This is a genomic window from Aeromonas sp. 602658, from assembly GCF_049173005.1.
GTDB lineage: Bacteria > Pseudomonadota > Gammaproteobacteria > Enterobacterales > Aeromonadaceae > Aeromonas > Aeromonas veronii_A.
In genome coordinates, this window is the sequence record NZ_JAAKRF010000005.1 from 85084 (window position 1) to 111409 (window position 26326).

Consider the following 26326-nt stretch of genomic DNA (forward strand, 5'->3'; position numbering starts at 1 on the left):
CCTGGGTACAAGTCGCTTAAATGCTGTTGGGATCAACGGCCTTGGCCTTGGCATCGAGGGATGCCACCACGCCGCGACTCACCAGCTGCTTGAGGCTCTGATCCATGGTCTGCATGCCGTGGGTCATCCCGGTCTGGATCACCGAGTAGAGCTGGGCAATCTTGTCCTCCCGAATGAGGTTACGCACCGCCGGAATGCCCATCATGATCTCGTGAGCTGCCACCCGACCGCCACCAATGCGCTTGAGCAGGGTCTGGGAGATAACCGCCCGCAGGGATTCGGAGAGCATAGAGCGTACCATGTCCTTCTCCGCGCCGGGGAAGACGTCGATGATACGGTCGATGGTTTTGGCCGCCGACGAGGTGTGCAGGGTGCCAAACACCAGGTGACCGGTTTCGGCGGCAGTCATGGCCAGACGAATGGTCTCAAGGTCGCGCATCTCGCCAACCAGAATGATGTCCGGGTCTTCCCGCAGGGCCGAGCGCAGGGCGTTGCTGAAGCTCTTGGTATCACGGTGTACTTCCCGCTGGTTCACCAGGCAGCGCTTGTTCTCGTGGACGAATTCGATGGGGTCCTCGATGGTGAGGATGTGGTGATGGAAGTTCTCGTTGATGTAGTTGACCATGGCCGCCAGGGTGGTCGATTTACCCGAACCGGTCGGGCCGGTCACCAGTACCAGACCCCGCGGGAACTCGGCAATCTTGCGGAAGATCTCCGGCGCATCGAGATCCTCGAGGCTCAGCACAGTGCTGGGGATAGTACGAAATACCGCACCCGAGCCGCGCGCCTGCTGGAAGGCGTTAACCCGGAAACGGGCCAAATTGGGTACCTCGAACGAGAAGTCGACCTCGAAGTTCTCCTCCAGCTCCTTGCGCTGATGGTCGTTCATGATGTCGTAAATGAGGGCATGCACTTCCCGGTGTTCCAGGGCGGGCAAATTGATCTTGCGAACCTCACCATCAACCCTGATCATCGGGGGAACCCCGGCCGAGAGGTGTAGATCCGAGGCTTTATGCTTTACACTGAAAGCCAATAACTCTGTGATATCCATAGACTTGTCATTCTCCCATCACAAGATCACTAACGAAATATGAACCAGATTGCCCAGCACCTGTTTCAGGTAAAGGAACGTATTGCCCAGGCCGCCGAACGGGCTAGCCGCAACCTGCAGCAGATCCGCCTGCTGGCCGTGAGCAAGACCAAGCCGGTCGAGGCCATAATGGCCGCCCATGCCGCAGGTCAGCGCTGCTTTGGCGAATCCTACGCTCAGGAAGCAGCGGCCAAGATCGATACCTTGCGCCAGCAGCCGGAATATAGCGACATAGAGTGGCACTTTATCGGCCCTTTGCAATCGAACAAATCCAAACTGGTCGCCGAACGGTTTGACTGGGTGCAGAGCGTGGATCGGGACAAGCTGATCGACCGCCTCAACAACCAGCGCCCAACTACAATGGCACCGCTAAATGTTTGTCTGCAAATCAATATTAGCGGAGAGAGCAGCAAATCCGGAACGTCGGAACAAGAGATTTTCCGCCTTGCCGAGCAGGTCTCTCAAAGTGAGCGACTGGTGCTGCGGGGACTGATGGCCATTCCAGAGCACACCAGTGACGAGCGCGTACTGGCCGCCCAAATGACCCGCATGCAGACTCTGTTCACCGAGCTTGCGCGACAATACCCCACGGTGGATACCCTCTCGATGGGCATGACCGAGGATCTTGAACTGGCGATAGCCCACGGCAGCACCATGGTGCGGGTCGGCACCGCCATCTTCGGCGCCCGTGACTACTCATAGGCAAGGCCAGCGGATAACCCATACGTCCGCCTCTTGCCGCGACTTCATCAACAGGAGCGTTTGATGGAACACCGAATTCTGGCGTCAGGTGGTGCAGGCAGCGCCAACCCCGCCGCGACCCCATGTGCAACAGGAGCATCTGATGCAGCATAGAACGCTGGCCTTTATCGGCGCGGGCAACATGAGCCGCAGCATCATCGCCGGACTGGTCAAGGCGGGTTATCCCGCCGGGCAGATCACGGCCGCCAACCCCAGTCTGCCCAAGCTGGAGACGCTGGCGAGCGAACATGGCATTCGCATCACCCAGAGTAATGCCGAGGCGGCCCGAGGCGCCGAAGTGATCGTGCTGGCAGTCAAGCCGCAGCTGATGGCAGGCATGCTGGCCGCTCTGGTTGCCGAGCTGGGCTCCCTTGAGGGCAAGCTGCTCATCTCCATCGCGGCTGGCATCAAGGTGGCGCGCCTTGGCGAGATGGCCGGTGGCCATGACCGCATCATCCGCACCATGCCCAATACCCCTGCCCTGCTGGGTCTGGGCATGACCGGTCTCTACGCGCCCGTGCATATTGCCGCCGCGGATCGCGCGTTTGCCGAGCAGATGATGCAGGCGGTCGGCAAGACCCTCTGGGTGGAGCAGGAGTCCGGCATCAACGGCGTCATCGCCGCAGCGGGCAGTGCTCCGGCCTACTTCTTCCTCTTTATGCAGGCGATCGCCGAAGAGGCGGAGGCGATGGGTTTCTCGCCCGATCAGGCACGCCTGCTGGTGCAGCAGACCGCGCTGGGCGCAGCCGCCATGGTGGAGCAGAACCCTGAGCTGGCGCTGCAAACCCTGCGTGAGCAGGTCACCAGCAAGGGCGGCACCACAGCTGAAGCCATCAAGACATTCCAGCAGCAGGGGCTGATGCCGCTGACTGCGCAAGCCATGCAGGCGGCCGTTGCTCGTGCCACCGAAATGGAAACCCTCTTCTAACAGGAGCCCAGATGAACACTGCTTACTTTCTGATTAACACCGTTTTCGATCTCTACCTGATGGTGATCCTGCTGCGCGTCTGGCTGCAGTGGGCCCGTGCCGACTTCTACAACCCGATGAGCCAGATGGTGGTCAAGCTGACCAATCCGCTGGTGATCCCGCTGCGCCGCGTTATCCCGGGCTTTGGCGGCATCGACCTCGCCTCCGTGGTGCTGGCGCTGGTCATCGCCTTCGCCAAGCTGGCCCTGCTCAAGAGCATGAATGTGCTGCTGGCGGACTGGCTCAGCATCAGCCTGTTCGCCGCGCTGACCGTGCTGAAGAAAGCGGGCTCGATGATCTTCTGGGTACTGCTGATCCGCGCCATCCTGAGCTGGGTCAGCCAGGGCCGCAACCCCATCGAATACGTGATGCATCAGCTGACCGAGCCGTTCCTCGCCCCTATCCGCCGCGTACTGCCGGCACTGGGCGGACTGGATCTCTCGGTGCTGGTCGCCTTTATCGGCCTGCAAGCCATCAACTACCTGCTGGGTGACCTGTTCGGCCAGCTGTGGTGGATGATTTGATGCCAGCCGTCCTGCAACAAGGGGATGAACTGGTACTGCATCTGGTGATCCAGCCCAAGGCGAGTCGGGATCAGATCATCGGATTGCATGGCGAAGAGCTGAAAGTGGCCATCACGGCGCCGCCCGTCGATGGCCAAGCCAACAGCCATCTGATCAAGTTTCTGGCCAAGCAGTTCAAGGTGGCCAAGGGACAGATCACCATAGTGCGGGGCGAGCTGGGGCGACACAAAACCGTCACCATCGACAGCCCCAAACAGTTGCCGCAAGAAGTGAGTGCACTGCTGAATGACACGCAAGGCTGAATGAATCGGCCTGCGCCAACCGTAGATATGAGAGGGATGACAGATGAAAACAGCCTGGATGAGTGGCCTGCTGGCACTACTGATGACACTGCCGCTCAAGGCAGAACAGATGAAGGAGCTGGGGCCCTGGCTGGTGCACTACAGCGCCTTCAACTCCAGCTTCCTCACCCCCGAGGTCGCCAAGGCGTATGGACTGGAGCGCAGTCGCTACAACGCCATCATCAATATCGCGGTACAGGACAAGCAGAAAGTGGCGCAAGCCGTGGGGATCACCGGTGAGGCCAAGAACCTGACCGGCACCATCCGCACCCTGAGCTTTCAGGAGGTAAAAGAGGGGGATGCCATCTACTATCTGGCGACCCTCCCCTACCGCAACGAAGACACCTATCAGTTCACCCTGAAGATCATGGGCGGCGGGCAGCAACAGAACCTCAGCTTCCAGCAGACCTTCTACGTCGACTAAGTACCAAAATGACAAGGGCGCCATCGCTGCGCCCTTGTTACATCTATTCCGTACCGCAGCGATTAAAGGGCGAGGAACAGACCGGCCAGACAGGCGCTCATCAGGTTCGCCAGCACGCCGGAGAGAATGGCGCGCATGCCGTAACGGGCGATGAAGGATTTGCGCTCCGGCACCATGGAACCCAGACCGCCGATCAGGATCGCCATGGAGGAGATGTTGGCAAAGCCACACAGGGCGAAGGTCACGATGGCCTTGCTCGACTCGCTCAGGGTCTGATCCTGCACCAGACCGATAAAGGCGACGAACTCGTTGACCACGATCTTGGTACCGATCAGAGCGCCAGCAGCTTGCGCCTGATCCCAAGGTACCCCGATCAGCCAGGAGACGGGGGCAAACAGCCAGCCCAGAATGATCTGGAAGCTCAGCTCCAGCCCTACCAGACCGCCAGCCCAGCCGAGCAGGCCATTGAGCATGGCGATCACGCCAACGAAGGCCAGCAGGGTGGCACCGACCGCCACCGCGATATTGAGGCCGGACATGGCGCCATCGGCAGCCGCTTCGATCACGTTGGTAGCGCGGGGGATCTCCACATCCTGATGGTGATCGACCTCTTCAGCTCCCGGCGGCACCAGGATTTTGGCCATCGCCAGACCGGCAGGGGCCGACATGAAGGCGGCAGCGATCAGGTATTTCAGCTCAACCCCGAGGCTGGCATAGCCCACCAGAGTGCCACCGGCGACAGAGGCGAGACCACAACTCATCACCGCGAAGAACTGGGAGTCGGACATCTTGGAGAGGTAGGGTTTGACCACCAGCGGCGCTTCCACCATGCCAACGAAGATGTTGGCGGTCGCGGAAAGACTCTCGGCACGGCCGGTACCCAGCAGCTTCTGCAAGCCACCACCCAGCAGGGCGATCACCCGCGGCATGATGCCGATGTGATAGAGAATGGCGATCACCGCAGAGAAGAAGATGATGACCGGCAACACGTTGAAGGCAAAGATGAAGCCCAGCTTGAACTTGGCCAGATCGCCGAACAGGAAGGCGATCCCCTCCTGACCATAACTGATCACGCTGCTTACGCTCTCGCTGACCCCGTTCAGCACATGCTGACCGGCAGGCAGCCAGAGCACCAGCGCGGCAAACATGATTTGCAGGCAGAGGGCAAGGCCAACTGTTCGCAACGGGATACGACGACGATTATCAGAGCAGATGACGGCAAGCGCCAGGATACTCAGGATGCCGAGCAGGGCAATCATAGGGACTCCATCAGGTGGGGCAAAAGATGGGCGCGGATTCTGCGCCTCTCACCCCGTCACTGCAAGTCCGCTTGGTTACAACCCTGTTAGAAAAAACGTTTGCACGACATCGGTTGCGCCAACTGGCTGATTTGGTTCGGTTTTAGTATCAGGAGAAATCGAGAGTTCTTATATGGAAACAATTATTCCTCACCGCCGGACAATTTACCCCCGAGCCAGGGGGCCAGTCGCTGCTCCCAATAGGGTTCGGGGCCAAAGCGGGCTTTGAGGAAATCGATGAAGAGACGGATCTTGGGATCCAGATGTTCGCGACGAGCGTAAACGGCGTGTACCGCCATTTGCTGGTTCGGTCGCCACCCTGGCAACACCGGGATCAGCTTGCCGCTCTGCAACTCCTTGTCCAGCAAGTAGTTGGCAATATAGGCGATGCCGAGCCCGGCCAGCGCCGCATCGCGCACCGCCTCCGCCATATCCACCCGATAGTTGCCCGCCACCTGCACCGTCTGGCGCTCCTTGCCCTGGCGAAACGACCACTGGTGATAGCGCCGCTCCCGACTCTGGTAAGTGATGCAGTTGTGCTGGGCCAGATCCTTGGGATGAAGCGGCGTGCCGTGACTCAGCAGGTAATCCGGCGAAGCCGCCACCACGAAACCGATGTCGGCCAGCCGCTGTCCCACCAGCCCTTCCGGCTTGTCCTCATAGGTGGTGAGCCAGAGATCCAGCCCTTCATCCACCAGATTGGTTCTGTGGTCGAACAGCGAGACTTCCAGCTCCAGCTCGGGATAGCGATCCTGAAACGCCTTGAGATGAGGAATGACGTGCAGACGACCAAACGATTGGCCCACCCCGAGATGGAGCACCCCACTCACCTTGCCGCGCCGCTCGGCGATCATGGAGTCCGCCTCCTGCGCCACCGCCACCAGCGCATGACAGTGACGGGCATACTCCTGACCCAGCTCGGTCAGGACAAAGCGGCGGGTGGTGCGCTGGACCAGCTGGGCGCCAAGGGTGGTCTCCAGCAGCGCCAGCTGCTTGCTGATATGGGATTTGGAGACCCCGAGACGACGTGCGGCGGCAGAGATCCCCTGCTCACGCACCAGCGCATCGAAGATCACCATTTGAGGAAGACGTTGCAGCACAAGATAACCAGATTGAGTGGCGGGAGCCCATTATTCCAGAGCCGCCCGCCAAGGGGTAGGGGTAGGGGTAGGGGTAGGGGTAGGGGTAGGGGTAGGGTCAGAGCCCCAGCGCCCGGGTGATCTGCAGTTTGAGGGGGTCGTCAGCCGGATTCTGGTTGGCGCCGTAGCTGGCGATCAGCTTGCCATCGCGCCCCACCAGATACTTGTGGAAGTTCCAGTTCGGCTCATCCCCGTCAGCGGCCGCCGCCAGCCCCTTGAACAGTGGCACAGCATCGGAGCCCCGCACCGCCACTCGATTGAACATCGGGAAGGTGACGCCATAGTCGCGGCGACACACCTCGGCAGTCTTGGTCTCGTTGCCCGCCTCCTGCCAGAAATCGTTGGAGGGAAAACCCAGAATAATCAGCCCTTTATCCTTGTAGCTCTGGTAGAGCTGCTCCAGATCGCGAAACTGGCCGCTGTAGCCGCAGTAGGAGGCGGTATTGACCACCAGCACCACCTTGCCCTCGGTCAGCTGACAGAGGTTGTGGCGCTGGGCATTGTTGAGTTCCCGCATCTCCACATTGAAATAATCTGGGCACGCCGCAGAGGCCGCGCCGGCCCCCAATAACAGCAACAGAGTGAACCATTTCATCGCCAAGACTCCTTTTGTTTTGTCCATCATACGCGGTTACCAGAGCCGCAGTTCACTCTCAATGCAATGGAATGCCGGTCAGCCAGCCGTGGCCCCAGAACACCAGCAGTGCGGTGGCAGCCAGGCCCGCCCCGACGCTGATGCCCGTGCCCGTCCAGTTGGCCGCCGGACGGGGATATCGCTGCCAGTCCCGCACCGAAATCCAGACCATGCTCACCAGCGCCCAGAGCCCGATGCCGCCAAACAACACCAGAGAGCGCGCCTCGCTGTTGACCAGCAGATGAGCCACCGCCCAGAGCAGGGTACCGAGCAGTTGGGGATGCACCAGCCAGCGCCGCAGATGGTTGGGCCCCTGGCCGGAGAAGAAGAGGATCAGCGCAAAGGGCATCATCACCGTCATGGTCATCGGCCCCCACTCCGGCAGGAAATAGAGCGGCAGCGAGCTGGCCGAGCGCCAACCGGCGATGATGCAGGCGATGGCGACAAACAACAACAGGGAGAAGAGCCCCTTGTAGCGATTCTCCCCCAGCCGCTCGCGCAGCCGCGCCCGATGGGCCACCGCAAAACAGGGGTAGAGATGGATCAGGGTAAACAGCGCAACCCCCAGGGTCAGCAGGAACATGAGTCTCTCCTTGTACTTGGTACGACCACTATGCCGTAAAGGGAGATTTGCGCCTATCAAAACCGTGCTGACCCATGGAGTCAAAAGTGTGGCAAGACAAAGGAGCAGAAAGAAAAGAGCCGATCACGATGGATCGGCAAATAAGTGCCAGGGCAGTCAGACATCTCGCGGGATGGGAGATGCCCCAAACGGGGATATTGAGTGGCCGATGGCGCCCATCGGCCGAACCGGATCAGCCCTTGAGCTGATAGAGCGCTGCTACGTTGCGCGCGGTGAGTTGAATGTTGGTGCTGGCGCTCTCCAGCGCCTCCGGCAGAGACATGGCACGGTTGACCACGGCGAATACCGCGTCCAGTCCGTGATCATGTACCACACCGCAATCGTCGGTCAGGCAACCGGAGATACCGATCACCGGCTTGCCGAACTGCTTGGCGCAACGTGCGACACCGATTGGCGTCTTGCCATGGATGGTCTGGCTGTCGATGCGACCTTCACCAGTAATGACCAGATCCGCATCGGCCACTTCCTCGGCCAGTTTCAGGGCTTCGATGACGATCTGGATGCCGGGCTTGAGCTCGGCACCAAGCAGACCGACCAGCGCGGCCCCCATGCCACCGGCAGCGCCCGCCCCCGGAATATCCTTCACCTGCTTGCCAAGGGCCTGCTCAATGCAGTCGGCATAACGGGAGAGGTTGGCATCGAGTTGCACCACCATCTCGGGGGTCGCCCCCTTCTGCGGGCCAAACACCGCAGAGGCGCCTTTCGGGCCGCACAGCGGGTTGTTCACATCGCACGCTACCTCGATAACCAGCTCACCCAGACGCGGATCCAGACTGCTCAGATCGATGGTCGTGAGCTCACTGAGACCTGCGCCGCCCAACTCGATGGCTGAGCCATCGGCTTTGAGCAGCTTGCCACCGAGCGCCTGGATCATACCGGCTCCGCCGTCATTGGTGGCGCTGCCGCCGATACCGAGAATAAGGTGCTTCACCCCCATCTCCAGCGCGGCCAGGATCAGCTCGCCGGTGCCGAAGCTGGAGGTGAGCAGCGGATTGCGCTGCTCGGGCGCCACCAGATGGATGCCGGAGGCGGCAGCCATCTCGATGACGGCGCGCTCGCCATCACCCAGCAGGCCGACGAAGCCCTGCACCTTGTTGCCAAGAGGCGCGGTCACTTCGACCGGCAGGATGCGGCCACCGGTGGCATCAACCAGCGATTGCACCGTACCTTCACCGCCATCGGCCATCGGCAATTTGACGTAGGTGGCGTTCGGCAGCACCTGCTTGAAACCGGCCTCGATGGCATCAGCCACCGCCATGGCGCTCAGACTCTCCTTGAATGAATCGGGGGCAATAACAATTTTCATATCAATTCCTTAGGCGAGGCCAAACACGCCAAACATCAGGGTGGAGACAGTGGCAATGGTCAGACCGACTGCAGTTTCGTAAGGGATAAGTTTCAGGCGCTCCCCCACCCCCATGTGGACGCTGCCACCGGTGGCATGGAAAAAAGAGCCGTGGGGCATGTGGTCAAACACGGTGGCACCGGCATGGATCATCGCCGCCCCGGCCAGACCGCTGATCCCCAGTTCAATCAGGGTGGAGCTGAATACGTTGGAGGCCACCACGGTACCGGCGGTGGTCGAGGCGGTCGCCAGCGACATCAAAGCACCGGAGATAGGCGCCAGCAGGTAAGAAGGCAGACCGGAAGCGGTCAGGCCGCTGATCAGCACATCTTTCAGACCGGAGTTGGCAATGATGCCTGCCAGAGTACCGGTACCCAGCAGCATGATGGCGACCGGCGCCATGCGGGCGAGGCCGGAGACCGCAAACTGGTTCACCTTGCTGAATTTACCCATCATCAGGGCACCAACCAGACCACCAAGCGGCAGTGCAATCAGCGGATCCACCACGATACCGGCAACAGGACGCAGAGCCAGCAGCAGGATGGCGACCAGCGGTGCACTGATGGCGGCGGCAAAGCCTGGCAACTTGGCACCGGCAAAGCTCACCACCTCATCAGCGGCAACCTTGCTGCCCTTGTTGTTCAGCCGCTTGGCCAGCCAGTAGGCCATCACCAGACCGAACAGACCCGGGATGATGCCCGCCGCCATCACAGAGGTGAGGGGCAGATGGAAGGCATCAGCCGCGGCAATGGCGTTGGGGTTGGGGGACATGACGTTACCCGCCTTGCCGCCGCCGATCATCGCCAGCAGGATGGCCGCCTTGGAGAGGTCGGCACGGCGGGCGATGGCCAGCGCGATGGGGGCGACCGTGATGACGGCCACGTCCACGAAGACTCCAACCGCCGTCAGGATCAGGGTTGCCAGTGCCAGCGCCAGCAGGGCGCGGGTTTCACCGAGTTTCTTGACGATGGTCTCGGCGATAGTGGTAGCCGCGCCCGATTCGATCAGTACGCCGGCCAGTACACCGGCCGCCAGGATCCGCATCACCGCGGTGGTGATCCCCTGGGCACCGCCGATCATCAGGGCGACGGTCTGGGTCAGATCGGCACCGCCAATCAGGCCACCGGCTAGGGCACCCACGATCATGCCGTAAGCGGGCGGCACCTTCTTCAAAATGAGGATGATGGCGATGGAGAGCGCCGCGATGGCGCCAAGGGCTGTAACCGGGATCATGACGGACACCTTCAATGGGAGTGAATGGCCGCCATTATGGAGATCTGCAATCAGAATGCTTTGGCTGAATAGCCAAAAATTACATCATTTAAATGTATTTTTTTGTCTAAAATCACAATCACAAGTCGAGATTAAGGCCGAGATAGAGCAAAAATTTCTCGTCTAACTTGTTGAAATTCAACCCGGTTATCTGCTCTATCCGCCCCAGCCGATAGCGCAGGGTATTGGGGTGAATGAACAGCGCTTCGGCACAGCGATGCAGATCACAATCCTGCAAGAAATAGTGGCGCAGGGTCTTCTGCAGCGCCCCCTTGCCATCTTCCCGGGCTAGTTTCTGCAGCGGTGTGCGCAGCTGATCCGCCTGCCAAGAGTCCGCCAGACTCCCCAGCAGCACCGGCAAACGGTAGTCCTCAAAGAAGTAGACCTGTTTGCGCGGCGCCTGCCGCATGCCACGGCGCAGGGTATCCCGCGCCGTCTGGTAAGAGCGCGCCAGCCCGTCGATCCCGGCGAAGTAATCGCCCACCGCGATATGCACCTTGAAGTGGGGAATGCGGGCCAGCAACTGCTTGATCCGGCTGCGCTCCTGCGCCGATTGCCAGACGCCCTCACTCAACTGCGCCGGTTTGAGCACCACTATCTCGTCGAGCCCGTTGATGGCGACCAGATTGTCCCGCTCCGGATTTTCCAGCTGATGGACCAGCTCTCGCAGACGAGCCGGATCCGCCTCCTCCAGCGCAAGCACGGCCACCACCCGAGGCTGGGCCAACTCCAGTCCGAGAAAACGGGCCGCCTGCTGCAATTGATCGACTCGCCCCTCACCACGAATGAGCTGCAACACCAGCTCCTCCTTGTGGCGCTTGTCCCACTGCAGCTGCTCGGTGAGCGCCGCCTGTTCCAGGATCAGCTCGGCGGTCATTCGCACCAGCTCAGCGTAAGCACGCACTTCCTCCGGATCGCCGGAGATGCCGATCACCCCGATCAGCTCCCCCTGATAGGAGATGGGCAAATTGATGCCTGGTCGCACCCCTTTGAGCTGCAGGGCTGTCGCTTCGCTAATCTCCACCACCCGGTTTTCAGTGAGCGCCAGCACGGCCCCTTCGTGACGCTGATGGATCCGCTCCGGATTGCCGGACGCAATGATGAGGCCGTGTTCGTCCATCACGTTGACCGAAAAGGAGAGGATCTTCATCGCCCGCGCGACGATCTGGCGGGCAAGGTTATCGTTTAGCTGCATAACATCTCCGGACAAGGGGCTGATCTGGCTACGTCACCACGAGGCGATTCAGGGCACATGGGCGCAAAGATGCCACATCATCAAGACAAGCGAGAGGGGGATCGCTAGAATAGGCCACTTTACCCGATGTGTGCCCCGCCATGGAGCAGGAATTGCGTGCTTGCACCCGCCTGCCCGTGCTGGCCCATCCCTCCGATCTGGACTGTGCTATGGATTATGAATTTCGCCGCGACCCGTTTGGTGGCTATCGCGCCCGGTTCTCCATGGGCCATGAAGCCATCGGTCAGTGGCTGATCGACGAGGTTGGCAAGGATGAGGAGAAGCTCGACGAGCTCTTCTCCATCATTGATCAGCTCTCCAACCGCACCCGAGTCGAATACCGGCTCAACGGCGGTGACTACTCCCTGCTGCTGACCCATGAAGAGGCGGAGGTGAAAGCCAACGCCCTCAATATCGAGCTGGGTGAGGATCTTGACGATCTCGCCTACTACGATGATGAACAGCTGGCCATGTGCGGGCTGGAAGATTTTGCCCAGGTGCTCGGCTCCTGGCGCGCCTTTATCCGTAACGAGGATATGGGCTGATTGACCCAATGTCGGGCAAATGTGCCCTTTTGCCTAACTCAACAGGATTGACTATGTCTATTTACGATTTTGATGACGAACTGCCGGAAGACGAAGAACAGGAATCCACCAAGAAAGCGGCTGCACCTGCCAAGAAGAAAGGCAAGCAGGTGATGAACACTCAGGTCAACCTGAGCCCGCGCGATGCCAGCCGTCTGAACGGCATGCACGTTGAAGCGATCGCCACGCTGGACGACGTCAGCCTGCCGAAGAACGTCATCTTCAAGGCTGGCCTGATCGCCCTGGGCGAACTGGAAGCCGGCAAGCGCGCCGATATCATCGCACGCGTGATCGCAGAATCAGGCCGCTAATCGCCCCTGAAGGCATAAAGAAAGCCGGAGCCACTGCTCCGGCTTTTTAATTGGTGCCAATCTGCTCTGACTCAGGGTTGCTCACAGCGCAGCAGACGTGGCTGTCCCCAGGGAACCAGTTGGTCGTAATGGCCACTGGCACGTGCCGCAGCCAAGGCTTCGTTGAAGCGTTCTATCAGTTCGCGTCCATTTTGCATCTTGCGCGACACCAGCAAATAGAAGGTATCCCGCTGGCGAAAATAGGGGAGCGGTTGCAGATAGTTCGGGTCGCCGAACACCTGCATGCTGGCGTCCGCCGTCACCGCATCATTCATCGGCATCAGATCAACCCGTTTCCGCTCAAGCAGTTGCAGACATTGCACCAAACTCTTGGGGCGAGTGAGCCGCAATGAAAAACGGGCAATCACCTCATCTGCGTGACTGGTGCTCCAGCTGGCAGGAATACAGACTCTCAACCCCTGCCACTTGCCATCGAGTACCGCATCACTGCCACGATAGGTGAACCAGGAGAGGTGATCGATATGAATGGGGGCGCTGTAATAGAACAGCTTGGCTCGCTCACGCGTCCAGGCATAAGGGAAGGTGGCGGATGCCAGGCCGTTGCGAACCAGCTCGTAGCCCCGGTTCCATGGCAGGTAATCCACCTTCAGCTCGTCATAGCCAGCCTCGCGCAGCAGGGTCGTCACCAGCCGGGTGCTCTGCCCACCATCAGGCAGCCCGGCCCCGGAATAGGGCGAAAAATCTCCGGTTACCAGCGACAGGGGGGCGCATGACAACCATCCACACCAACAACAGAACAACCAGCCATAGTGCTTCATCGCCATCCCTCTCTTTACTCTCCAGTTCAGTATAGGAGGCTGACCCAAATAACCCGGTCTGGTTGCCTTTGCGCCAACGCCCCTGCTAAGGTGCAGCGCTTTTATTACAGAGGAGTTCCGATGTTACCCCTACCTGACATACTGATCTGGGCAGCACTGGCACTGGCCACCCTGCTCTGTATGGCACGCCAACGCCTGCCAGGTTTCCTGCTGCTTGCTGTGGCTCTGCTGCTGGCGCTCTGGCTGGATCGCATCACCACGACCGCACTGCTGGTGACGCTGGCAGCCCTGCTGCTGGCCTGGCGTCTGCCCACCTTCTCCGGCCATAGCCGCCCCCTCGCATGGTCAGCCCTGCTGGCATGGGCGGTGGCACTGACCCTGCACCTGATCCCCGGTTTCAGCAATCTCAAGGTGCTGGATCAGGTACTGGCAGGCCCCGCCAGTGTGCCATTCAACATGTATCTGAACCTCGACAAGCCACTGCTCTTCTTTGGGCTGCTGCTGGCCTGTCCGACGCTGCTTGGTAAGGGAGGCGCTATCCGCTGGCGTCCGCTGGCTCTGTTACTGCTGCCGCTGGGTGCCCTGCTGGTCATCGCCTGGCAATTGGGGGCACTGAAACCGGAAGTGGGTCTGCCCCACTGGTGGTGGCTGTTTGCACTCAACAACCTGCTGTTCACCTGCGTGGCGGAAGAGGCGCTGTTTCGAGGCGCTATTCAGCAGGGGCTGACCGAGCGTTACCGCCCCTGGATTGGCATCATCGTGGCCGCGCTACTGTTCGGAGCCATCCACCTGCCCGGTGGCCCACTGCTGGCGCTGTTTGCGACCCTGGCAGGCTGCTGCTACGGCTTGGTATTCCAGCTCAGCGGGCGACTCTCCGTGGCCATCCTGATCCACTTCGCCTTCAACTTCGCCCATCTGGTGCTCTTCACCTACCCGCTGGCCAGAGCCTGACGGTCAACTGCGCGGCGTCTTGCCCTTGAACTGCTTGACGCTGCGTTTGGCCTGAGTACGGCGATTGGCCTGCTTGTCACGAGGGGGGCGTTTGCCCTCCCCGCTGGCAGGCTGGTCGGTGACCGGGAATCCCGCCAGATCTCCCAGCGGCAGCTCGCGGCCGGTCAGGGTGCGGATGGCTTGCAGCATGTCACTCTCGCCATGACAAACCAGCGAGATGGCCAACCCCTCGCGGCCAGCCCTGGCGGTACGCCCGATGCGGTGAACGTAGACAGGGGCACTGGCGGGCAAGTCCAGATTGATCACCAGCGGCAGCGCCTCCACATGGATGCCGCGCGCCATCAGGTCGGTGGCCACCAGCACCCGCACCCGACCCTCCTTGAAATCATTGAGCGCCTGCTCGCGCACCGCCTGCTCCTTCTCGCCATGGAGAGCAGCCACCGCAATGCCCGCCTTGGCCAGCTTTCTGGCAACCCCGTCGGCATCATCCCGCGCACTGATAAAGACCAGCACCTGCGGCCACGCCTGCTCCTTGAGCAAGCTGATAAGCGCCGGCACCTTGCTGCTCTTGTTGACCAGATAGAGTCGCTCTTCGATCTCGTTCACCACGCTGTTGAGGGGTGTGGCCTCGATACGGGTTGGCTCACGCAGCAGGCCGTTGGCCAGCGCCTCCAGCTCGGCAGGCAAGGTGGCGGAGAAGAACAGGGTCTGGCGATCCGCCGGAATAAAGCCGAGCAGCGCCTTGATGTCGGGAGCAAAGCCCATCTCCAGCAGGCGATCCGCCTCATCCAGCACCAGCAGCTGCAGACCATCCAGCCCCAGCAACTGTTGGGTCAGCAGATCCCGCAACCGCCCAGGTGTAGCCACCAGCAGCTGTGGCCCCTGCGCCAGTTCGGCCTGTTGCCGCTCCTGCGCAACGCCCCCACACAACGTCACGATGCACAATCCCAGCGCCTCGGCCCCCTCTTTAAGCGCGGCAGATACCTGAATCGCCAGCTCGCGGGTTGGCACCAGCACCAGACCCTGCACCTGGCTGGAGGCAGGATCCAGCCGTTGCAGCAGCGGCAAACCAAACGCCAGCGTCTTGCCGCTGCCGGTCTGGGCCAGTGCCAGCAGATCCTGCCCCGCCAACGCCGCCGGAATCGCCAGCTGCTGGATGCGGGTCGGCGTCTGCAAGGTGGCGGGCAAAGAGGCCAGCAGAGCGGGATGGAGGGCAAGTTCGCGAAAGGTCATGGCGCTACGTTAACAAAGAGAAGTGGGAGGCGAAGTCTAGTGAGCGGGGGCCGAGAAGTAAAACCCTATCAATGATGGCCAGGCCAAGGGGGGGATTGCAACGGGCTGACTACACTTGAGCTGACCCATCACAGAGAAAACTGTCATGACCAGACACATCCCCATCCTGCTGCTGACCAGTGCGCTGCTTGGCAGCATCTCGCTCGGCCTGTCCGGCAGCACGGCGAGCGACAGTGCGGCCGAACAGGCCAAACCGGTGCGTACTCTTAACGCGCATCTCGGTGAGCTGCCGGGACTGATCAATGCCGACAAGACAGGACCTTTCGTTGATTTAGTGCGCGCCATCGACGATCTTCATCCCGATGTGACCATCAGGATCACCATCTATCCCATCGCCCGGGCCATGGCCGGAGTGATCGCTGGCAAGGCAGATCTCGGTCTGCCCGCCATCCGCAATCTCAGGGAGGTCGATATGCTCCCCTACCGTTTCAGTACCCGCAGCTTTGGCAAGGTGGCCCATGTGATTTACAGCAATACGGCCCATCCGGTCACCACAGATATGGCCTATGGCATAGTGCCCACCAAACGGGATCTGCTGATTGAAGCCGTTCCCGACTATATGCCCTTCTCGGTACAGCGCTCGATGAGTATCGAGCAGTCACTGCGCAAACTGTCTCGGGGTCGCATAGACGCCTTTGTCTGGGCACAAGAAGAGGCGGACCTGATGCTGAAAAATCTGAAGCTGACCAATATTCGCCGTGAATTCTTTGGTGATTTCGAGGATGTCTTCATCATCCAGAAAGGGGGGAGCGGGGATGAAATAGACGAATTTTTAAGTCGTTCCATTGAGCAACTCGCCGCCACCGGCAAACTGGCCGAGATCTACGAGAAGATCCACCGCCCCTATGTGGAGTGGCAACCCTCCCCACCCGCCAAGGCTGAACCGGCGACCACCCCGCCCGCAACACCCTGAACAGACAATTCCCGCATAAAAAATCCCGCCGAAGCGGGATTTTTTATGGCTTGCAGCCTTACAGCACGGCCAGCGCAGCGGCATAGTTCGGCTCGTCGGCCACTTCTGCGACCAGCTCACTGTGCAGCACCTTGTTGTCACCATCCAGTACCACGATGGCGCGAGCGGTCAGACCTACCAGCGGGCCGGAAGAGAAGGCAACGCCGTAATCTTCCATAAAGGCCGCACCGCGCAGGGTGGAGAGGGTCACTACCTTGTCCAGACCTTCGGCGCCGCAGAAGCGGGACTGGGCGAACGGCAGATCGGCGGAGATGCACAGCACGACAGTGTTATCCAGCGCGCTGGCCTGCTCGTTGAACTTGCGCACAGAGGTCGCGCAGGTGGGAGTATCGACGCTCGGGAAAATATTCAGGATTTTGCGCTGACCGGCAAAGCTTGCCAGGGTCACGTCGGAAAGATCCTTGGCCACCAGGGAGAAGGGCTTGGCTTGCTCACCGGCGACCGGGAAGTGACCAGCGACGGAAACCGGGTTGCCTTGCAGAGTGACTGAGTTGCTCATGTGTTATGTCCTTTATTGGTGTAGTAAAAATCCGAGTGATCAGTATAGGGGCGGCGGGACCAGACAAACACCCGCGAAGACAAGGGATATAAAGGGGTTGACCTTGGACTTAACACCAAGGTTTAGACTCCTTCTCGGTAATCAGGGATCTCGCAGGGGCGGGATCCATCAAGAGGGACTCATCATGAGCAAATCCTGCTGCAATCATCAGCACACTGCCCCCATCAAGGCCGTCAGCAAGGCGACCTCCGGCCAGAGTGAGCATCACCACGATAGCCACTGCTGCGACAACACCACGCCCGTCAGTTGCTGTTCAACCCAGACACCTCATGAGCACGCATCCCGTGACGGCAATGAATCCCCCGGGGATGAAGAGCCTCCCCGAGGGGGCTGTCACGATAAAGCGTGCTGCAGCCCCCCCTTATCGCCAGCTCACGATCATAAGCATGAGCATGAGCATGAGCACGATATGCCCCCTGCCGACCCGCTGGTTGCGCCGGAGCAAGGTAACAGTCGCCATAGCTGGCAGGTGTTGGGGATGGATTGCCCCAGCTGCGCCCGCAAGATCGAGACCGCCGTCAGCCGGGTGAGCGGCGTGCAACAGGCACGCGTGTTGTTTACCACCGAGAAGCTGGTGGTGGATCTGGCCCCCGGTCTCTCCCCCGATCCCGTCACCGCCGCCGTGCTGGCCGCCGGTTTCCAGCTCAAGGGTGCTCAGGCCAATACAGCCCACACAATCACAAAGGAAGCAACACGCCAAAGCCCGCTGCTGACCACCCTGGGCAAATATTGGCAGCCCCTGTCACTGGCCGGCCTGATGCTGGTCGCCGCCCTGCTGCCGAAAGAGCTCGGTCAGCCACTCTTTACCCTGGCGACCCTCTGGGGTCTGTGGCCCATCTCCCGCAAGGCGTGGGCGCTGACCAAAAGCGGCTCCCCCTTCGCCATCGAGACCCTGATGACGGTGGCCGCCCTGGGCGCCCTGTTCCTCGGTGAAACCGCCGAAGCGGCCATGGTGCTGCTGCTCTTTATGCTGGGTGAACATCTGGAGGCCTACGCCGCAGGACGCGCCCGGGCCGGAGTGACCGCGCTGATGGCGCTGGTGCCTGACAAGGCGCTGCGCATCCGTACCACTGCCGAGAGCGAGGTGCGCGAAGAGGTCGGCGCCGATGAGCTGCGTCCCGGCGACATTATCGAAATCGCCCCGGGAGCCCGCTTGCCTGCCGATGCCCGCCTGCTCGATGAACTCGGTGCGTTTGACGAGAGCGCCCTGACCGGTGAGTCTATTCCGGTGGAACGCCGTCAGGGTGACAAGGTGCCGGCCGGCAGTCTGGCTGCAGATCGAGTGCTGCGCCTTGAAGTCGTCTCCGAGCCTGGCAACAACGCCATCGACCGCATTCTGCACCTAATCGAAGAGGCCGAAAGCCAGCGCGCCCCCATCGAGCGCTTTATCGACCGCTTCAGCCGCTGGTATACCCCGGCCATGATGCTGGTTGCCCTGCTGGTGGTGCTGGTGCCGCCCCTTGCCTTCAGCCAGAGCTGGGACGAGTGGAGCTATCGCGGACTGGCGCTGCTGCTGATCGGCTGCCCCTGCGCGCTGGTCATCTCAACCCCGGCAGCTGTTACCTCGGCGCTGGCCGCCGCCACCCGTCAGGGGGCGCTAATCAAGGGCGGGGCTGCACTGGAGCGATTGGCCCATATCGACACCGTCGCCTTTGACAAGACCGGCACCCTGACCCTGGGCAAGCCGCAACTGACCGAGCTGGTGAGCCTCAATGGCCAACCGGAGACCGAGTTGCTGGCACTGGCGGCTGCCATCGAGCAGGGCTCCCACCACCCGCTGGCCCGCGCCGTGGTCGCCAACGCGACCGAACAGGGGCTGACGCTGGCGGAGGCCCGAGACTTGCGTGCCCTGCCGGGCATGGGGGTTGAGGGACGCATCAACGGTGAACTGTGGCAACTGCTGGCACCGAACCGGGTGGCGACCCTGAATGTGGAACAGCAGACACGGATTGGTTCGCTGGAGCGGCAGGGCAAGACCGTCGTGGTGCTCTGCCAGAGCAGTGGCGACCAAGCGCTGCCGATTGCCCTGCTGGCGCTGCGGGATCAGATCCGGCCGGAGGCAGCGGCCGCGCTGCAAGAGCTCAACCGACTCGGGCTCAACAGCATCATGTTAACCGGGGATAACCCCAACGCCGCCGAGGCGATCGCCACCGAGCTGGGCATGGGCTGGCGTGCCGGTCTGCTGCCGGAGAACAAGGTAGAAGAGATCGCCAAGCTGGCCTGCACCCGGAAGGTTGCCATGATCGGCGATGGCATCAACGATGCCCCCGCCATGAAGCGGGCCAGTATCGGCATCGCCATGGGGGGCGGCACCGATGTGGCGCTGGAGACCGCCGATGCGGCGCTGACCCACAACCAGCTCGGCGGTATTGCCGCGATGATCCGGCTGTCGCGGGCGGCACTGACCAATATTCACCAGAATATTGCGCTGGCGCTGGGGCTTAAAGCCATCTTCCTGGTCACCAGCCTGCTCGGCATCACCGGTCTGTGGATTGCGGTGCTGGCCGATACCGGCGCCACAGCGCTGGTGACCGCCAACGCCTTGCGGCTGCTGCGCAAGCGTTAAGCCAGCCGATAGCATCCCAGCCAAAAGCCGTCCCCCAACCGGGACGGCTTTTCTTTTTCCTCTCATTTCTCTCACGGCACCCCGTAAAAGAAAAAGCGCGCCTGCCGGTCGGCAGTCGCGCTTTGCTTACTCTCTCGGAGTTATCCCACCCTTGGCAAGGTGGAATTCAACCCGGGGGCGCCGAGCCATCCCCCGGACTCAATGGCTTGCTTACTTGACGCTGCACTCCTGAATGACGGCTGTGCCCGCCTTGACGCCAGCCGGGTCAACCTTCACCAGCACACTCCACAGCCCCTGCGGCAGGGTGATGCTGTTATTGGCACTGCCCCCCTTGGAGAAGGCGAACGAATAGCCGGTTTCAGCGTTCACCGCGCCGCCACCGTTGAGCAGGTACTCCTTGCTCCAGTCCTCGTTGGCGACCTTGAACTCGGTGCTGCCAGCGTAGTTGAACGCCGCCTGATAGATGGCGAGATCGCCGTCCATCCCCTTGTAGCTCAGCTGGTACTGAGGTTGGGCATTCCAGCCTGAAAGCTCACCCTTGACGAACAGGTTGTAGCCGAGCGGATTGCCCGCCACCGTATCCAACACCTTGCAGCTCTGCACCGGCTCGGTGAAGCTGACGCTCAGGGTCGGTTTGTCCTTGTTCATGGCGGTAAAGACAAACTTGTAGCTGCCTGCCTTGGCCAGATCGACACCGATATTGCCGGTTTCCCCCCCCTTGCAAAGGGTCAGCGGAGTGCCGACCACCAGCTTGTCACCAGCGTTGCAGCTGCCGTAGTTGACCGGCCCCCAACTGGCGTCAGCGATCTTGACGTTGGTGGTACCCAGCTTGTCGGTGCTCACCTCGGTAGTGAACTCGTACATAAAGTTGCCGCTGAAGGTCATCTGGTTGGTGTTGCCCCACTCATTGAGGAACCCCTTCAGATAAACATCGGTGTTGCCAAACGGTGGCAGGGTGCTCAAGTCGGTCTTCTTGCTGACCGGCAGGCCCGCGCCCTGTGCACCAGACTGCGGCTTGACGAACACGGCGGCAGACCAGGCCCCCAGCGTCAGCTGGCCGTTGTCATAGGCGGCGCCGCTGGCGATGCTGTCGACTGCGCGATGCTTGCTGCTAAGCACCATACCGCTCAGATCGATCGGCTGATCGTTGCCGTCACGGAAGTCGCCGATGCTCTGGCTCTGGTTGCTGGCGTTGATCATCACCACCAGACCGTCGATGGCCGGATCCAGATCACCCCCGGCACTGACGCCATCATCCACCGTCATGACGATAAGGCCGGGCACCTGATCCGGGCCGGTATTGCGGAAGTCGACCCGCTTGATCACCTCGGCGCCACTGCCCAGACGCAGCAGGCGGGAGGAGTTGCGCAGCTCCGCCAGCTCCTGATAGAAGCTCACCATCTGCGCCATCTCGGCCGAGCCCGGCTTGGCATGCTTGCCGAGCACCTGCTCAATCAGCGGATAGTTGTCGCCATCCTTGTCCTTGCGCGGCAACCCCTTGTCGAAGTTGTTGTCGCCCAGGGTGTAGTCGACCTTGTTGTACCAGTCGCCCGAGTCATAACTGTCCCGCTCCATGGATTTGGAACGCAGCAGCTCGACACCGGCGTGGGTGAAGGGAATGCCCTGACCCAGCATGGCTGTCGCCAGCGAGACCCCCTGCATCCGCACCAGATCGGCTCCGGCAGGCGCCTTGTAGATCAGGTTGTCGAACAGGGTCTGGTTGTCGTGCTTGTCGACATAGTTCTGCACTTCCACCGGATCCTGGGCATAACCGGCGCTCTGACCGTTGTAGTCGATCTCGGCGCCTTTCTTCGGCATGCCATCCTTGTCGGTCAGCACGAACTCCTTGAGGTTACCCGCCATGCCGAGCCGCACCAGATCGGACTGGTGCAAGGCAGTAGCCAGATCCACCTTGCTCATTTCGTTAGGATCGACGAAAGCACCGTTGCCAAAGCCCTGGGTCTTGCGAATGGTATCGCCGCCGTCGAACGGACTGCCGCCGCGCACCGCATCGCGCAAGCGGTCCGAGAAGGAGCCGATACCGGTACCGCCCAGATGCTTCTGGGTCGCCTGCACGAAGCGCTTGTCATCCTGCACTTCGCCGAAGTTCCACCCCTCGCCGTAGAAGTACATCTCGGGATTGACCTTCTTCACCGCGGCCAGCGCCTGCACCATCTGATCTTTCGGATGGTGGCCCATCAGGTCGAAGCGGAAGGCGTCGATCTTGTAGTCGCGCGCCCAGGTGACCAGAGAGTCATCCATCAGCTTGGCGAACATGGCGTGCTCCGGCGCCGTGTTGGAGCAACAGGTGGAGTTCTCCACCGAGCCGGTCTCCGGATTGAGGCGCTGATAGTACCAGGGCACTATCTTGTCGAGCACCGACTTGGGGCCGAGCCCGGATTCGTTGGTGTGGTTGTAGACCACATCCATCACCACGTTCATGCCGATGTTCTGCTTGATGGCCTTGACCATCTCGCGGAACTCCAGAATACGTTTGGTGCCCTCGGCGTTGGTGGCGTAGGAGCCTTCCGGCGTGGTGTAGTGGTAGGGATCATAACCCCAGTTGAAGGAGTCGACGCCGCGCAGGTAACCGGAAAGCTCCTGCACCTGCGGATTATCCTTGCTGTCGCCCCCTTGCAGGTCGGCCAGCACATCTCCCACGGTCTGACCGCCACCACAGTAGCCGCCAAATTTGGATGTTTTCACATCCGGATTGACCTGACAGAGCTTGCTGAAGTCATCGCCGAGATTGGCCACCTTGGCCGGATCCTCGTTGACGGTGGCAATATCGAACACCGGCAGCAGGTGCAGGTGGCTGACGCCGCTTTTTGCCAGCGCTTTCAGATGGTTGACCGGTACAGAGTCGGGCTGGGTCAGACCGACAAACTTGCCGCGCTTCTCTTCATCGGTGGAGGCATCGTTACCGGTCAGGTCGCGAATATGGGCCTCATAGATGGTGATGTCGGCGGGGTTCTGCTGGCTGTGGGGCGCCTTGAGGCTGTCCCATCCTTCCGGTTTCAGGGCCGGATCGTCGAGATCCACTACCTGACTGAACTCGGAGTTCATCGCCAGACTCAGGGAGTAGGGATCGGTCACCTCGTAGTGCTCAACCTTGCGGCTCAGCGGATGGTAAACCTCCATGTCGTAGCGGTAGAACTGACCGATCAGCTCGCTGCCCCCCTCGTAGCTCCAGCTGCCGCTGGCGCTGTCGAAAGTCATGGCCACTTCATCACTCTTCTGATGGCTGGCGTTGTAGAGGGCCAGCTTGACCGACTTGGCGGTCGGCGCCCAGAGGCGGAAGGTCACCCGGTTGCCCTCTACCACGGCGCCATAGCTCAGCTTGGTCGCCTCGGGAGCATAGAGCGCATCGAGGGCGCCGGCGCTTTGCACCAGGGTGGCTCCCTGCAGGATACCGTCGGCATCTGTGCCGATAGCCACTAGTTCCCCCTTGAGCAGGGGCTTGAGATCTTTACCGGCAGGCAGGGCAAAGGCGGCGGCATCCTTGAGGTGCGGATATTTGGCCTGCTGCTCGGCAGTGAGGCTGGTCGCGGTCAGGCTGATATAGGGGAAATCGAACACCCCATCGGCATTGGCCTTGATGGTGCCCGAGTCGGTGTAATAGAGGCGAACATGGGGCTTGTCCTTGCCCCCTTGCCAAATCAGGGTATTGCCATCGATCAGATGAGCGCTGGCCCCCGCCACGCCAAAGGCGGCGGTAAAGGCTTCGGCACGGCTGCCAAACAGATCTTTCTTGCCCGCGACGATGGCCACGGTGCGATCCGGGTGCTCACTGAAGATCACCTTCATATCGCTGCCGGTCAGGTTGGCCAGATCGCCGTTGCGAGCGATAAAGTTGATGCACCCTTCCACCTTGCTGAGCGGTACGACCCAGGCCGGACCAAAGTTGTCGGCAGTGGCAGGTGTCTTGCTCTTGTCATCCCACCCGCTGTTCAGGCCGCTATCTGCCGTTGCATTGCAGGCATCGTTATTCCAAAGATGCAAGCTGTGGCTGTCAAACGGTGTCTTGGCACTCTTGGCTGCCGCCTGGGTGTCCACCAGCGCAATGACTACCTCGTTGGGGCCTGCTTGCAGCAGCTCCTTTGGGGGATCCATTTTGGGCAGGCGAGCGACAGGTCCGTCAGAAGGTTCAGGTGTAGAAGTAGATGTGCTGTTGCCATTGCAGCCAGACAAAAGCGCGAGCAGTGAGGCTGTTACCAGCGCCACTTTGGTCTTTTTCATATCCATATTTTTATAATTCCCGCTGTAGTTAGTCTCGATAGTCGAGCACCCGGTCATTGCCAGGCGGTGCCATATTAATCAGCGGCAATCGATTCAAATGTGAGCGACAGGGCAAAAAAACCATCCAGTTTCAACAAGATAACGTTTTCAGACTGAAACTTCGATCCGGCTCACAGACCTCGCGGCCATTTGGCCTCATATCTGGAAAGCGGCAGTCACGGGGTCAGAAAAGCAATGTCTGATCAAGTGGATAGACAAGGAGTAAACAATGAAACGGATTGAAGAGCAGGCAAGACGACTCGATCAGGAGTATCAGGCAATCGGTCAGCTGTTCGACCAGTTCTGCCAGCAGGCTGGCGCCCTGGCCGAGCAGTATCACTTCTTCAACTGGCCCGATTATGAAGACTCACCCCCGCTGAGCCGCGCCTTCACCCTGCTGGGGGAACCCCGCGAGCTGCGGCTGCGCTGTCAACCCGGTGAGCGCTCTGCCCTCAATGGTTTGATCCAGGTGGTCTCGGAGGATGGCACCATAGATGCCAGCCTCGGGTTTCGCGCCGATGGTCAGCTGCTGCTGGAGTCCGGCAAGCTGCTGGACAACCCGCCCGGACTGCTGCTCAAGTTGCTGCTCGGGGCAATCTGGCAACACAAGCCACAGGCAGATGTTGCACAACAGGAGATCTAGCAGCAGAGCCAACTGTTGACCCGTTCTGGCTATTGTGGCCGCAGCAAGCATCTACAATAGCCTGTTCCTGTCGAAGTAAGGTTCAACGGATGGGCGTCTTCGCGACGTACCGTCGTCGGTACCTGCCACACAGCAAAAAGGCTCCAGAGGAGCCTTTTCTTATTCCGGTTACTTTCTATTCCGGCTGCAGCGGTTCCACCACCTTGCCCTCCAGCTTTCTGACCGGCTTTTGCAGGATCAGGTTGGCCGGATAGGTGACCAGATCGCCGTTGTCATCGCGCACCCGCACATAGAAGAGGCCAATCTCGGTGATGACGCCGGTGACCGAATCATCCTTGTCGAGGATGCGGATCCGGTCGCCAATCTTGTAGGGGAAAGCGAAGAAGATGGTGATGCTGGCGGTGATGTTGGAGAGGATCGACCACTGGGCCACCATGGCGACCCCCAGTACCGCAAAGAAGGAGGACGCGAGCACCACCAGTCGGGAGAAGTCGAGCCCCCACACTCCGGCCAGCACCAGCAAGGTGGCGCAGCCGAGCAGGAAGTGGAACACATGGGCCACGTAGAGCACCCGGTTCTCGCTCACCTGCCGACTCTGACCGAGCGCCAGCAGACTCTTGTGAATAAGCCGCCGAATAAGGGTATGACCCAGCAACAGCAGCAGGGTCAGACCAATTGATTGCCACACGGATTATGCCTCCTTACCACCAGCGCCGATGCTTGAGCCAGATAGCCAGCCCGCTGGCCAGCGCCACCAGCGAACCACAGAAGACCCAGAAGGCGGTCGGATTCTCGGCCCCGGGGATACCGCCGAGGTTGATGCCAAACAGGCCGGTCAGGAAGCTGGCAGGTAAAAAGAGCAGCGCCATCACCGACATCTGGTAGGCGCGGCGGTTGGTCGCCTCCGCCATCAGATTGTTGATCTCGTCTGCCAGCACAGCGGTGCGTGCCACTCCCGCATCGAGGTCGTCGAGCCAGCGCCGCAGCCGGTCGGCGATATCGAGCAGACGACGGCGATCATCCTCATCCAGCCAGCTGATCTTCTCGTTGGCAAGGCGCGCCACCAGATCCCGCTGGGGGGAGAGGTAGCGGCGGATCATGATGAGCTGCTTGCGGATCAGCGCCAAGCGGCCATTGGCGGGCATGTCGCGCATCAGCACCATCTCCTCCAGATCGAGGATCTTGTCGTGCAGTTCCTCGACAAACTCCCCCGCCCGATCGGTCAGGGCATCACAAATCTCCACCAGCCAGTCGGCCGGGGTATCGGCGCCGCCCCCCAGCTTGAGCTGGTTGAAGACATCCTGCTCGGAGAGCAGCGGACGACGACGGCTGCTGATGATGAGATCCGGGGTGATGAAGATGCGCAGCGCCACCATCTCTTCGGGCCTGTGATCCTTGTTGTGGTTGATGCCGCGCAGGATCAGCAGCACCGTCTCCCCCATCCGCACCAGCTTGGGACGATTGCTCTGGCCGAGCAGCGACTCCCTGGCCGCCTCGCTGAGCAAGGGGGTCTGCAACAGCCAGCGCGCCGAATCGGGATTGCCGTAATCCAGATGCAGCCAGCCGGGATGTCCCGCCGGGACTTCGCTTCCCGCCATCAGCGGCGCCATGCCCCCCTTGCCATCCAGGGTCAGGGCATAAATCACTTCACCGGGCACCCGATCCATCTCGTCTCCTTCTCGTTTCATGTGCTGGCCC

Annotated in this window: 25 protein-coding genes; 11 read left to right on the forward strand and 14 right to left on the reverse strand. The window is 60.8% G+C overall.

Annotated features, from left to right (window positions below):
- Positions 1-16: 16 nt before the first annotated feature.
- Positions 17-1051 carry a type IVa pilus ATPase TapT gene (gene tapT / locus G5253_RS06835; protein ID WP_005340354.1) on the reverse strand — a complete coding sequence of 345 codons (1035 nt, stop codon included), beginning with the start codon at positions 1049-1051 and terminating at the stop codon, positions 17-19.
- A gap of 39 nt (positions 1052-1090) precedes the next feature.
- On the opposite strand from tapT, the gene G5253_RS06840 reads away from it, so the two are divergent.
- The 5 genes from G5253_RS06840 to G5253_RS06860 all read left to right on the forward strand — a co-directional run bounded on the left by G5253_RS06840 (position 1091) and on the right by G5253_RS06860 (position 4087).
- The gene (locus tag G5253_RS06840) at positions 1091-1792 is read left to right on the forward strand and encodes a YggS family pyridoxal phosphate-dependent enzyme (RefSeq protein ID WP_100654584.1); all 702 of its coding nucleotides are present in this window, start codon (positions 1091-1093) and stop codon (positions 1790-1792) included.
- 142 nt (positions 1793-1934) lie between these two features.
- Complete coding sequence (gene proC, locus G5253_RS06845) at positions 1935-2759, forward strand: pyrroline-5-carboxylate reductase (protein ID WP_421202949.1); 825 nt, start codon at positions 1935-1937, stop codon at positions 2757-2759.
- Between the two features lie 11 nt (positions 2760-2770).
- Positions 2771-3322 (forward strand): YggT family protein, encoded by a 552-nt coding sequence (locus G5253_RS06850; protein WP_042011910.1) that lies wholly within the window; start codon positions 2771-2773, stop codon positions 3320-3322.
- Positions 3322-3624: a DUF167 family protein YggU gene (yggU, locus tag G5253_RS06855; protein WP_123173809.1), complete on the forward strand. Its 303-nt coding sequence runs from the start codon at positions 3322-3324 to the stop codon at positions 3622-3624. The genes G5253_RS06850 and yggU overlap by 1 nt, the downstream gene beginning before the upstream one ends.
- Positions 3625-3667: 43 nt before the next feature.
- On the forward strand, positions 3668-4087 hold the full coding sequence (locus G5253_RS06860) for a DUF4426 domain-containing protein (protein WP_111901074.1): 420 nt from the start codon (positions 3668-3670) through the stop codon (positions 4085-4087).
- 62 nt (positions 4088-4149) lie between these two features.
- Here the strand turns inward: G5253_RS06860 and G5253_RS06865 are convergent, their stop codons facing one another.
- The 7 genes from G5253_RS06865 to G5253_RS06895 form a co-directional block, all read right to left on the reverse strand.
- Positions 4150-5346, reverse strand: a complete 1197-nt coding sequence (locus G5253_RS06865) for a NupC/NupG family nucleoside CNT transporter (RefSeq protein ID WP_421202952.1) — start codon at positions 5344-5346, stop codon at positions 4150-4152.
- A 182-nt stretch (positions 5347-5528) separates the two neighbouring features.
- Positions 5529-6464: a LysR family transcriptional regulator gene (locus G5253_RS06870; protein ID WP_005340335.1), complete on the reverse strand. Its 936-nt coding sequence runs from the start codon at positions 6462-6464 to the stop codon at positions 5529-5531.
- 118 nt (positions 6465-6582) lie between these two features.
- Entirely contained in the window at positions 6583-7119 is a 537-nt protein-coding gene (locus G5253_RS06875; protein WP_124930252.1) for a glutathione peroxidase, read from the reverse strand.
- Positions 7120-7177: 58 nt separating this feature from the next.
- Complete coding sequence (locus tag G5253_RS06880; protein ID WP_216976857.1) at positions 7178-7741, reverse strand: NnrU family protein; 564 nt, start codon at positions 7739-7741, stop codon at positions 7178-7180.
- A 232-nt stretch (positions 7742-7973) separates the two neighbouring features.
- Entirely contained in the window at positions 7974-9107 is a 1134-nt protein-coding gene (locus tag G5253_RS06885; RefSeq protein ID WP_421202955.1) for a glycerate kinase, read from the reverse strand.
- A gap of 9 nt (positions 9108-9116) precedes the next feature.
- On the reverse strand, positions 9117-10379 hold the full coding sequence (locus G5253_RS06890; protein ID WP_139707427.1) for a GntP family permease: 1263 nt from the start codon (positions 10377-10379) through the stop codon (positions 9117-9119).
- Positions 10380-10497: 118 nt separating this feature from the next.
- Positions 10498-11613 carry a sugar diacid recognition domain-containing protein gene (locus tag G5253_RS06895; protein ID WP_421202957.1) on the reverse strand — a complete coding sequence of 372 codons (1116 nt, stop codon included), beginning with the start codon at positions 11611-11613 and terminating at the stop codon, positions 10498-10500.
- Between the two features lie 209 nt (positions 11614-11822).
- Here G5253_RS06895 and G5253_RS06900 point away from each other — a divergent pair, with 209 nt between their 5' ends.
- Complete coding sequence (locus G5253_RS06900) at positions 11823-12197, forward strand: YacL family protein (RefSeq protein WP_031227767.1); 375 nt, start codon at positions 11823-11825, stop codon at positions 12195-12197.
- Between the two features lie 53 nt (positions 12198-12250).
- Entirely contained in the window at positions 12251-12547 is a 297-nt protein-coding gene (locus G5253_RS06905) for a hypothetical protein (protein ID WP_005348860.1), read from the forward strand.
- Between the two features lie 71 nt (positions 12548-12618).
- On the opposite strand, the gene G5253_RS06910 is transcribed toward G5253_RS06905, so the two are convergent.
- A complete protein-coding gene (locus G5253_RS06910; protein ID WP_254204244.1) occupies positions 12619-13323 on the reverse strand; it encodes a substrate-binding periplasmic protein in 705 nt (234 codons plus the stop codon).
- Between the two features lie 162 nt (positions 13324-13485).
- Between G5253_RS06910 and G5253_RS06915 the strand changes: the two genes are divergently transcribed.
- On the forward strand, positions 13486-14316 hold the full coding sequence (locus G5253_RS06915) for a CPBP family intramembrane glutamic endopeptidase (RefSeq protein WP_227341890.1): 831 nt from the start codon (positions 13486-13488) through the stop codon (positions 14314-14316).
- Between the two features lie 3 nt (positions 14317-14319).
- Here the strand turns inward: G5253_RS06915 and G5253_RS06920 are convergent, their stop codons facing one another.
- Entirely contained in the window at positions 14320-15549 is a 1230-nt protein-coding gene (locus G5253_RS06920; protein WP_216952834.1) for a DEAD/DEAH box helicase, read from the reverse strand.
- A 145-nt stretch (positions 15550-15694) separates the two neighbouring features.
- Between G5253_RS06920 and G5253_RS06925 the strand changes: the two genes are divergently transcribed.
- A complete protein-coding gene (locus G5253_RS06925) occupies positions 15695-16522 on the forward strand; it encodes a transporter substrate-binding domain-containing protein (RefSeq protein ID WP_100646827.1) in 828 nt (275 codons plus the stop codon).
- Positions 16523-16580: 58 nt separating this feature from the next.
- Here G5253_RS06925 and tpx read toward each other — a convergent pair whose 3' ends face one another.
- Complete coding sequence (gene tpx, locus G5253_RS06930; RefSeq protein ID WP_021230929.1) at positions 16581-17081, reverse strand: thiol peroxidase; 501 nt, start codon at positions 17079-17081, stop codon at positions 16581-16583.
- 184 nt (positions 17082-17265) lie between these two features.
- On the opposite strand from tpx, the gene G5253_RS06935 reads away from it, so the two are divergent.
- A complete protein-coding gene (locus G5253_RS06935) occupies positions 17266-19707 on the forward strand; it encodes a zinc/cadmium/mercury/lead-transporting ATPase (protein ID WP_421202960.1) in 2442 nt (813 codons plus the stop codon).
- A 210-nt stretch (positions 19708-19917) separates the two neighbouring features.
- Here G5253_RS06935 and pulA read toward each other — a convergent pair whose 3' ends face one another.
- Entirely contained in the window at positions 19918-23952 is a 4035-nt protein-coding gene (gene pulA, locus G5253_RS06940; RefSeq protein ID WP_421202962.1) for a pullulanase-type alpha-1,6-glucosidase, read from the reverse strand.
- Between the two features lie 262 nt (positions 23953-24214).
- Between pulA and G5253_RS06945 the strand changes: the two genes are divergently transcribed.
- The gene (locus G5253_RS06945) at positions 24215-24628 is read left to right on the forward strand and encodes a hypothetical protein (RefSeq protein WP_421202964.1); all 414 of its coding nucleotides are present in this window, start codon (positions 24215-24217) and stop codon (positions 24626-24628) included.
- 175 nt (positions 24629-24803) lie between these two features.
- Here G5253_RS06945 and G5253_RS06950 read toward each other — a convergent pair whose 3' ends face one another.
- Positions 24804-25316 (reverse strand): mechanosensitive ion channel domain-containing protein, encoded by a 513-nt coding sequence (locus tag G5253_RS06950; RefSeq protein WP_005335914.1) that lies wholly within the window; start codon positions 25314-25316, stop codon positions 24804-24806.
- A gap of 13 nt (positions 25317-25329) precedes the next feature.
- A complete protein-coding gene (gene zntB / locus G5253_RS06955; protein ID WP_162895478.1) occupies positions 25330-26295 on the reverse strand; it encodes a zinc transporter ZntB in 966 nt (321 codons plus the stop codon).
- Positions 26296-26326: the final 31 nt, after the last annotated feature.

Coding starts and splice junctions, on each gene's coding strand:
- G5253_RS06925 (WP_100646827.1), top strand. CDS start 15,695: ATGACCAGACACATCCCCATCCTGCTGCTGACCAGTGCGCTGCTTGGC.
- G5253_RS06935 (WP_421202960.1), top strand. CDS start 17,266: ATGAGCAAATCCTGCTGCAATCATCAGCACACTGCCCCCATCAAGGCC.
- tapT (WP_005340354.1), bottom strand. CDS start 1,051: ATGGATATCACAGAGTTATTGGCTTTCAGTGTAAAGCATAAAGCCTCG.
- G5253_RS06880 (WP_216976857.1), bottom strand. CDS start 7,741: ATGTTCCTGCTGACCCTGGGGGTTGCGCTGTTTACCCTGATCCATCTC.
- G5253_RS06895 (WP_421202957.1), bottom strand. CDS start 11,613: ATGCAGCTAAACGATAACCTTGCCCGCCAGATCGTCGCGCGGGCGATG.
- G5253_RS06870 (WP_005340335.1), bottom strand. CDS start 6,464: ATGGTGATCTTCGATGCGCTGGTGCGTGAGCAGGGGATCTCTGCCGCC.
- G5253_RS06920 (WP_216952834.1), bottom strand. CDS start 15,549: ATGACCTTTCGCGAACTTGCCCTCCATCCCGCTCTGCTGGCCTCTTTG.
- pulA (WP_421202962.1), bottom strand. CDS start 23,952: ATGGATATGAAAAAGACCAAAGTGGCGCTGGTAACAGCCTCACTGCTC.
- G5253_RS06840 (WP_100654584.1), top strand. CDS start 1,091: ATGAACCAGATTGCCCAGCACCTGTTTCAGGTAAAGGAACGTATTGCC.
- G5253_RS06900 (WP_031227767.1), top strand. CDS start 11,823: ATGGATTATGAATTTCGCCGCGACCCGTTTGGTGGCTATCGCGCCCGG.
- G5253_RS06915 (WP_227341890.1), top strand. CDS start 13,486: ATGTTACCCCTACCTGACATACTGATCTGGGCAGCACTGGCACTGGCC.
- yggU (WP_123173809.1), top strand. CDS start 3,322: ATGCCAGCCGTCCTGCAACAAGGGGATGAACTGGTACTGCATCTGGTG.
- G5253_RS06850 (WP_042011910.1), top strand. CDS start 2,771: ATGAACACTGCTTACTTTCTGATTAACACCGTTTTCGATCTCTACCTG.
- G5253_RS06865 (WP_421202952.1), bottom strand. CDS start 5,346: ATGATTGCCCTGCTCGGCATCCTGAGTATCCTGGCGCTTGCCGTCATC.
- G5253_RS06945 (WP_421202964.1), top strand. CDS start 24,215: ATGAAACGGATTGAAGAGCAGGCAAGACGACTCGATCAGGAGTATCAG.
- G5253_RS06885 (WP_421202955.1), bottom strand. CDS start 9,107: ATGAAAATTGTTATTGCCCCCGATTCATTCAAGGAGAGTCTGAGCGCC.
- tpx (WP_021230929.1), bottom strand. CDS start 17,081: ATGAGCAACTCAGTCACTCTGCAAGGCAACCCGGTTTCCGTCGCTGGT.
- G5253_RS06875 (WP_124930252.1), bottom strand. CDS start 7,119: ATGAAATGGTTCACTCTGTTGCTGTTATTGGGGGCCGGCGCGGCCTCT.
- G5253_RS06905 (WP_005348860.1), top strand. CDS start 12,251: ATGTCTATTTACGATTTTGATGACGAACTGCCGGAAGACGAAGAACAG.
- G5253_RS06860 (WP_111901074.1), top strand. CDS start 3,668: ATGAAAACAGCCTGGATGAGTGGCCTGCTGGCACTACTGATGACACTG.
- proC (WP_421202949.1), top strand. CDS start 1,935: ATGCAGCATAGAACGCTGGCCTTTATCGGCGCGGGCAACATGAGCCGC.
- zntB (WP_162895478.1), bottom strand. CDS start 26,295: ATGGATCGGGTGCCCGGTGAAGTGATTTATGCCCTGACCCTGGATGGC.
- G5253_RS06890 (WP_139707427.1), bottom strand. CDS start 10,379: ATGATCCCGGTTACAGCCCTTGGCGCCATCGCGGCGCTCTCCATCGCC.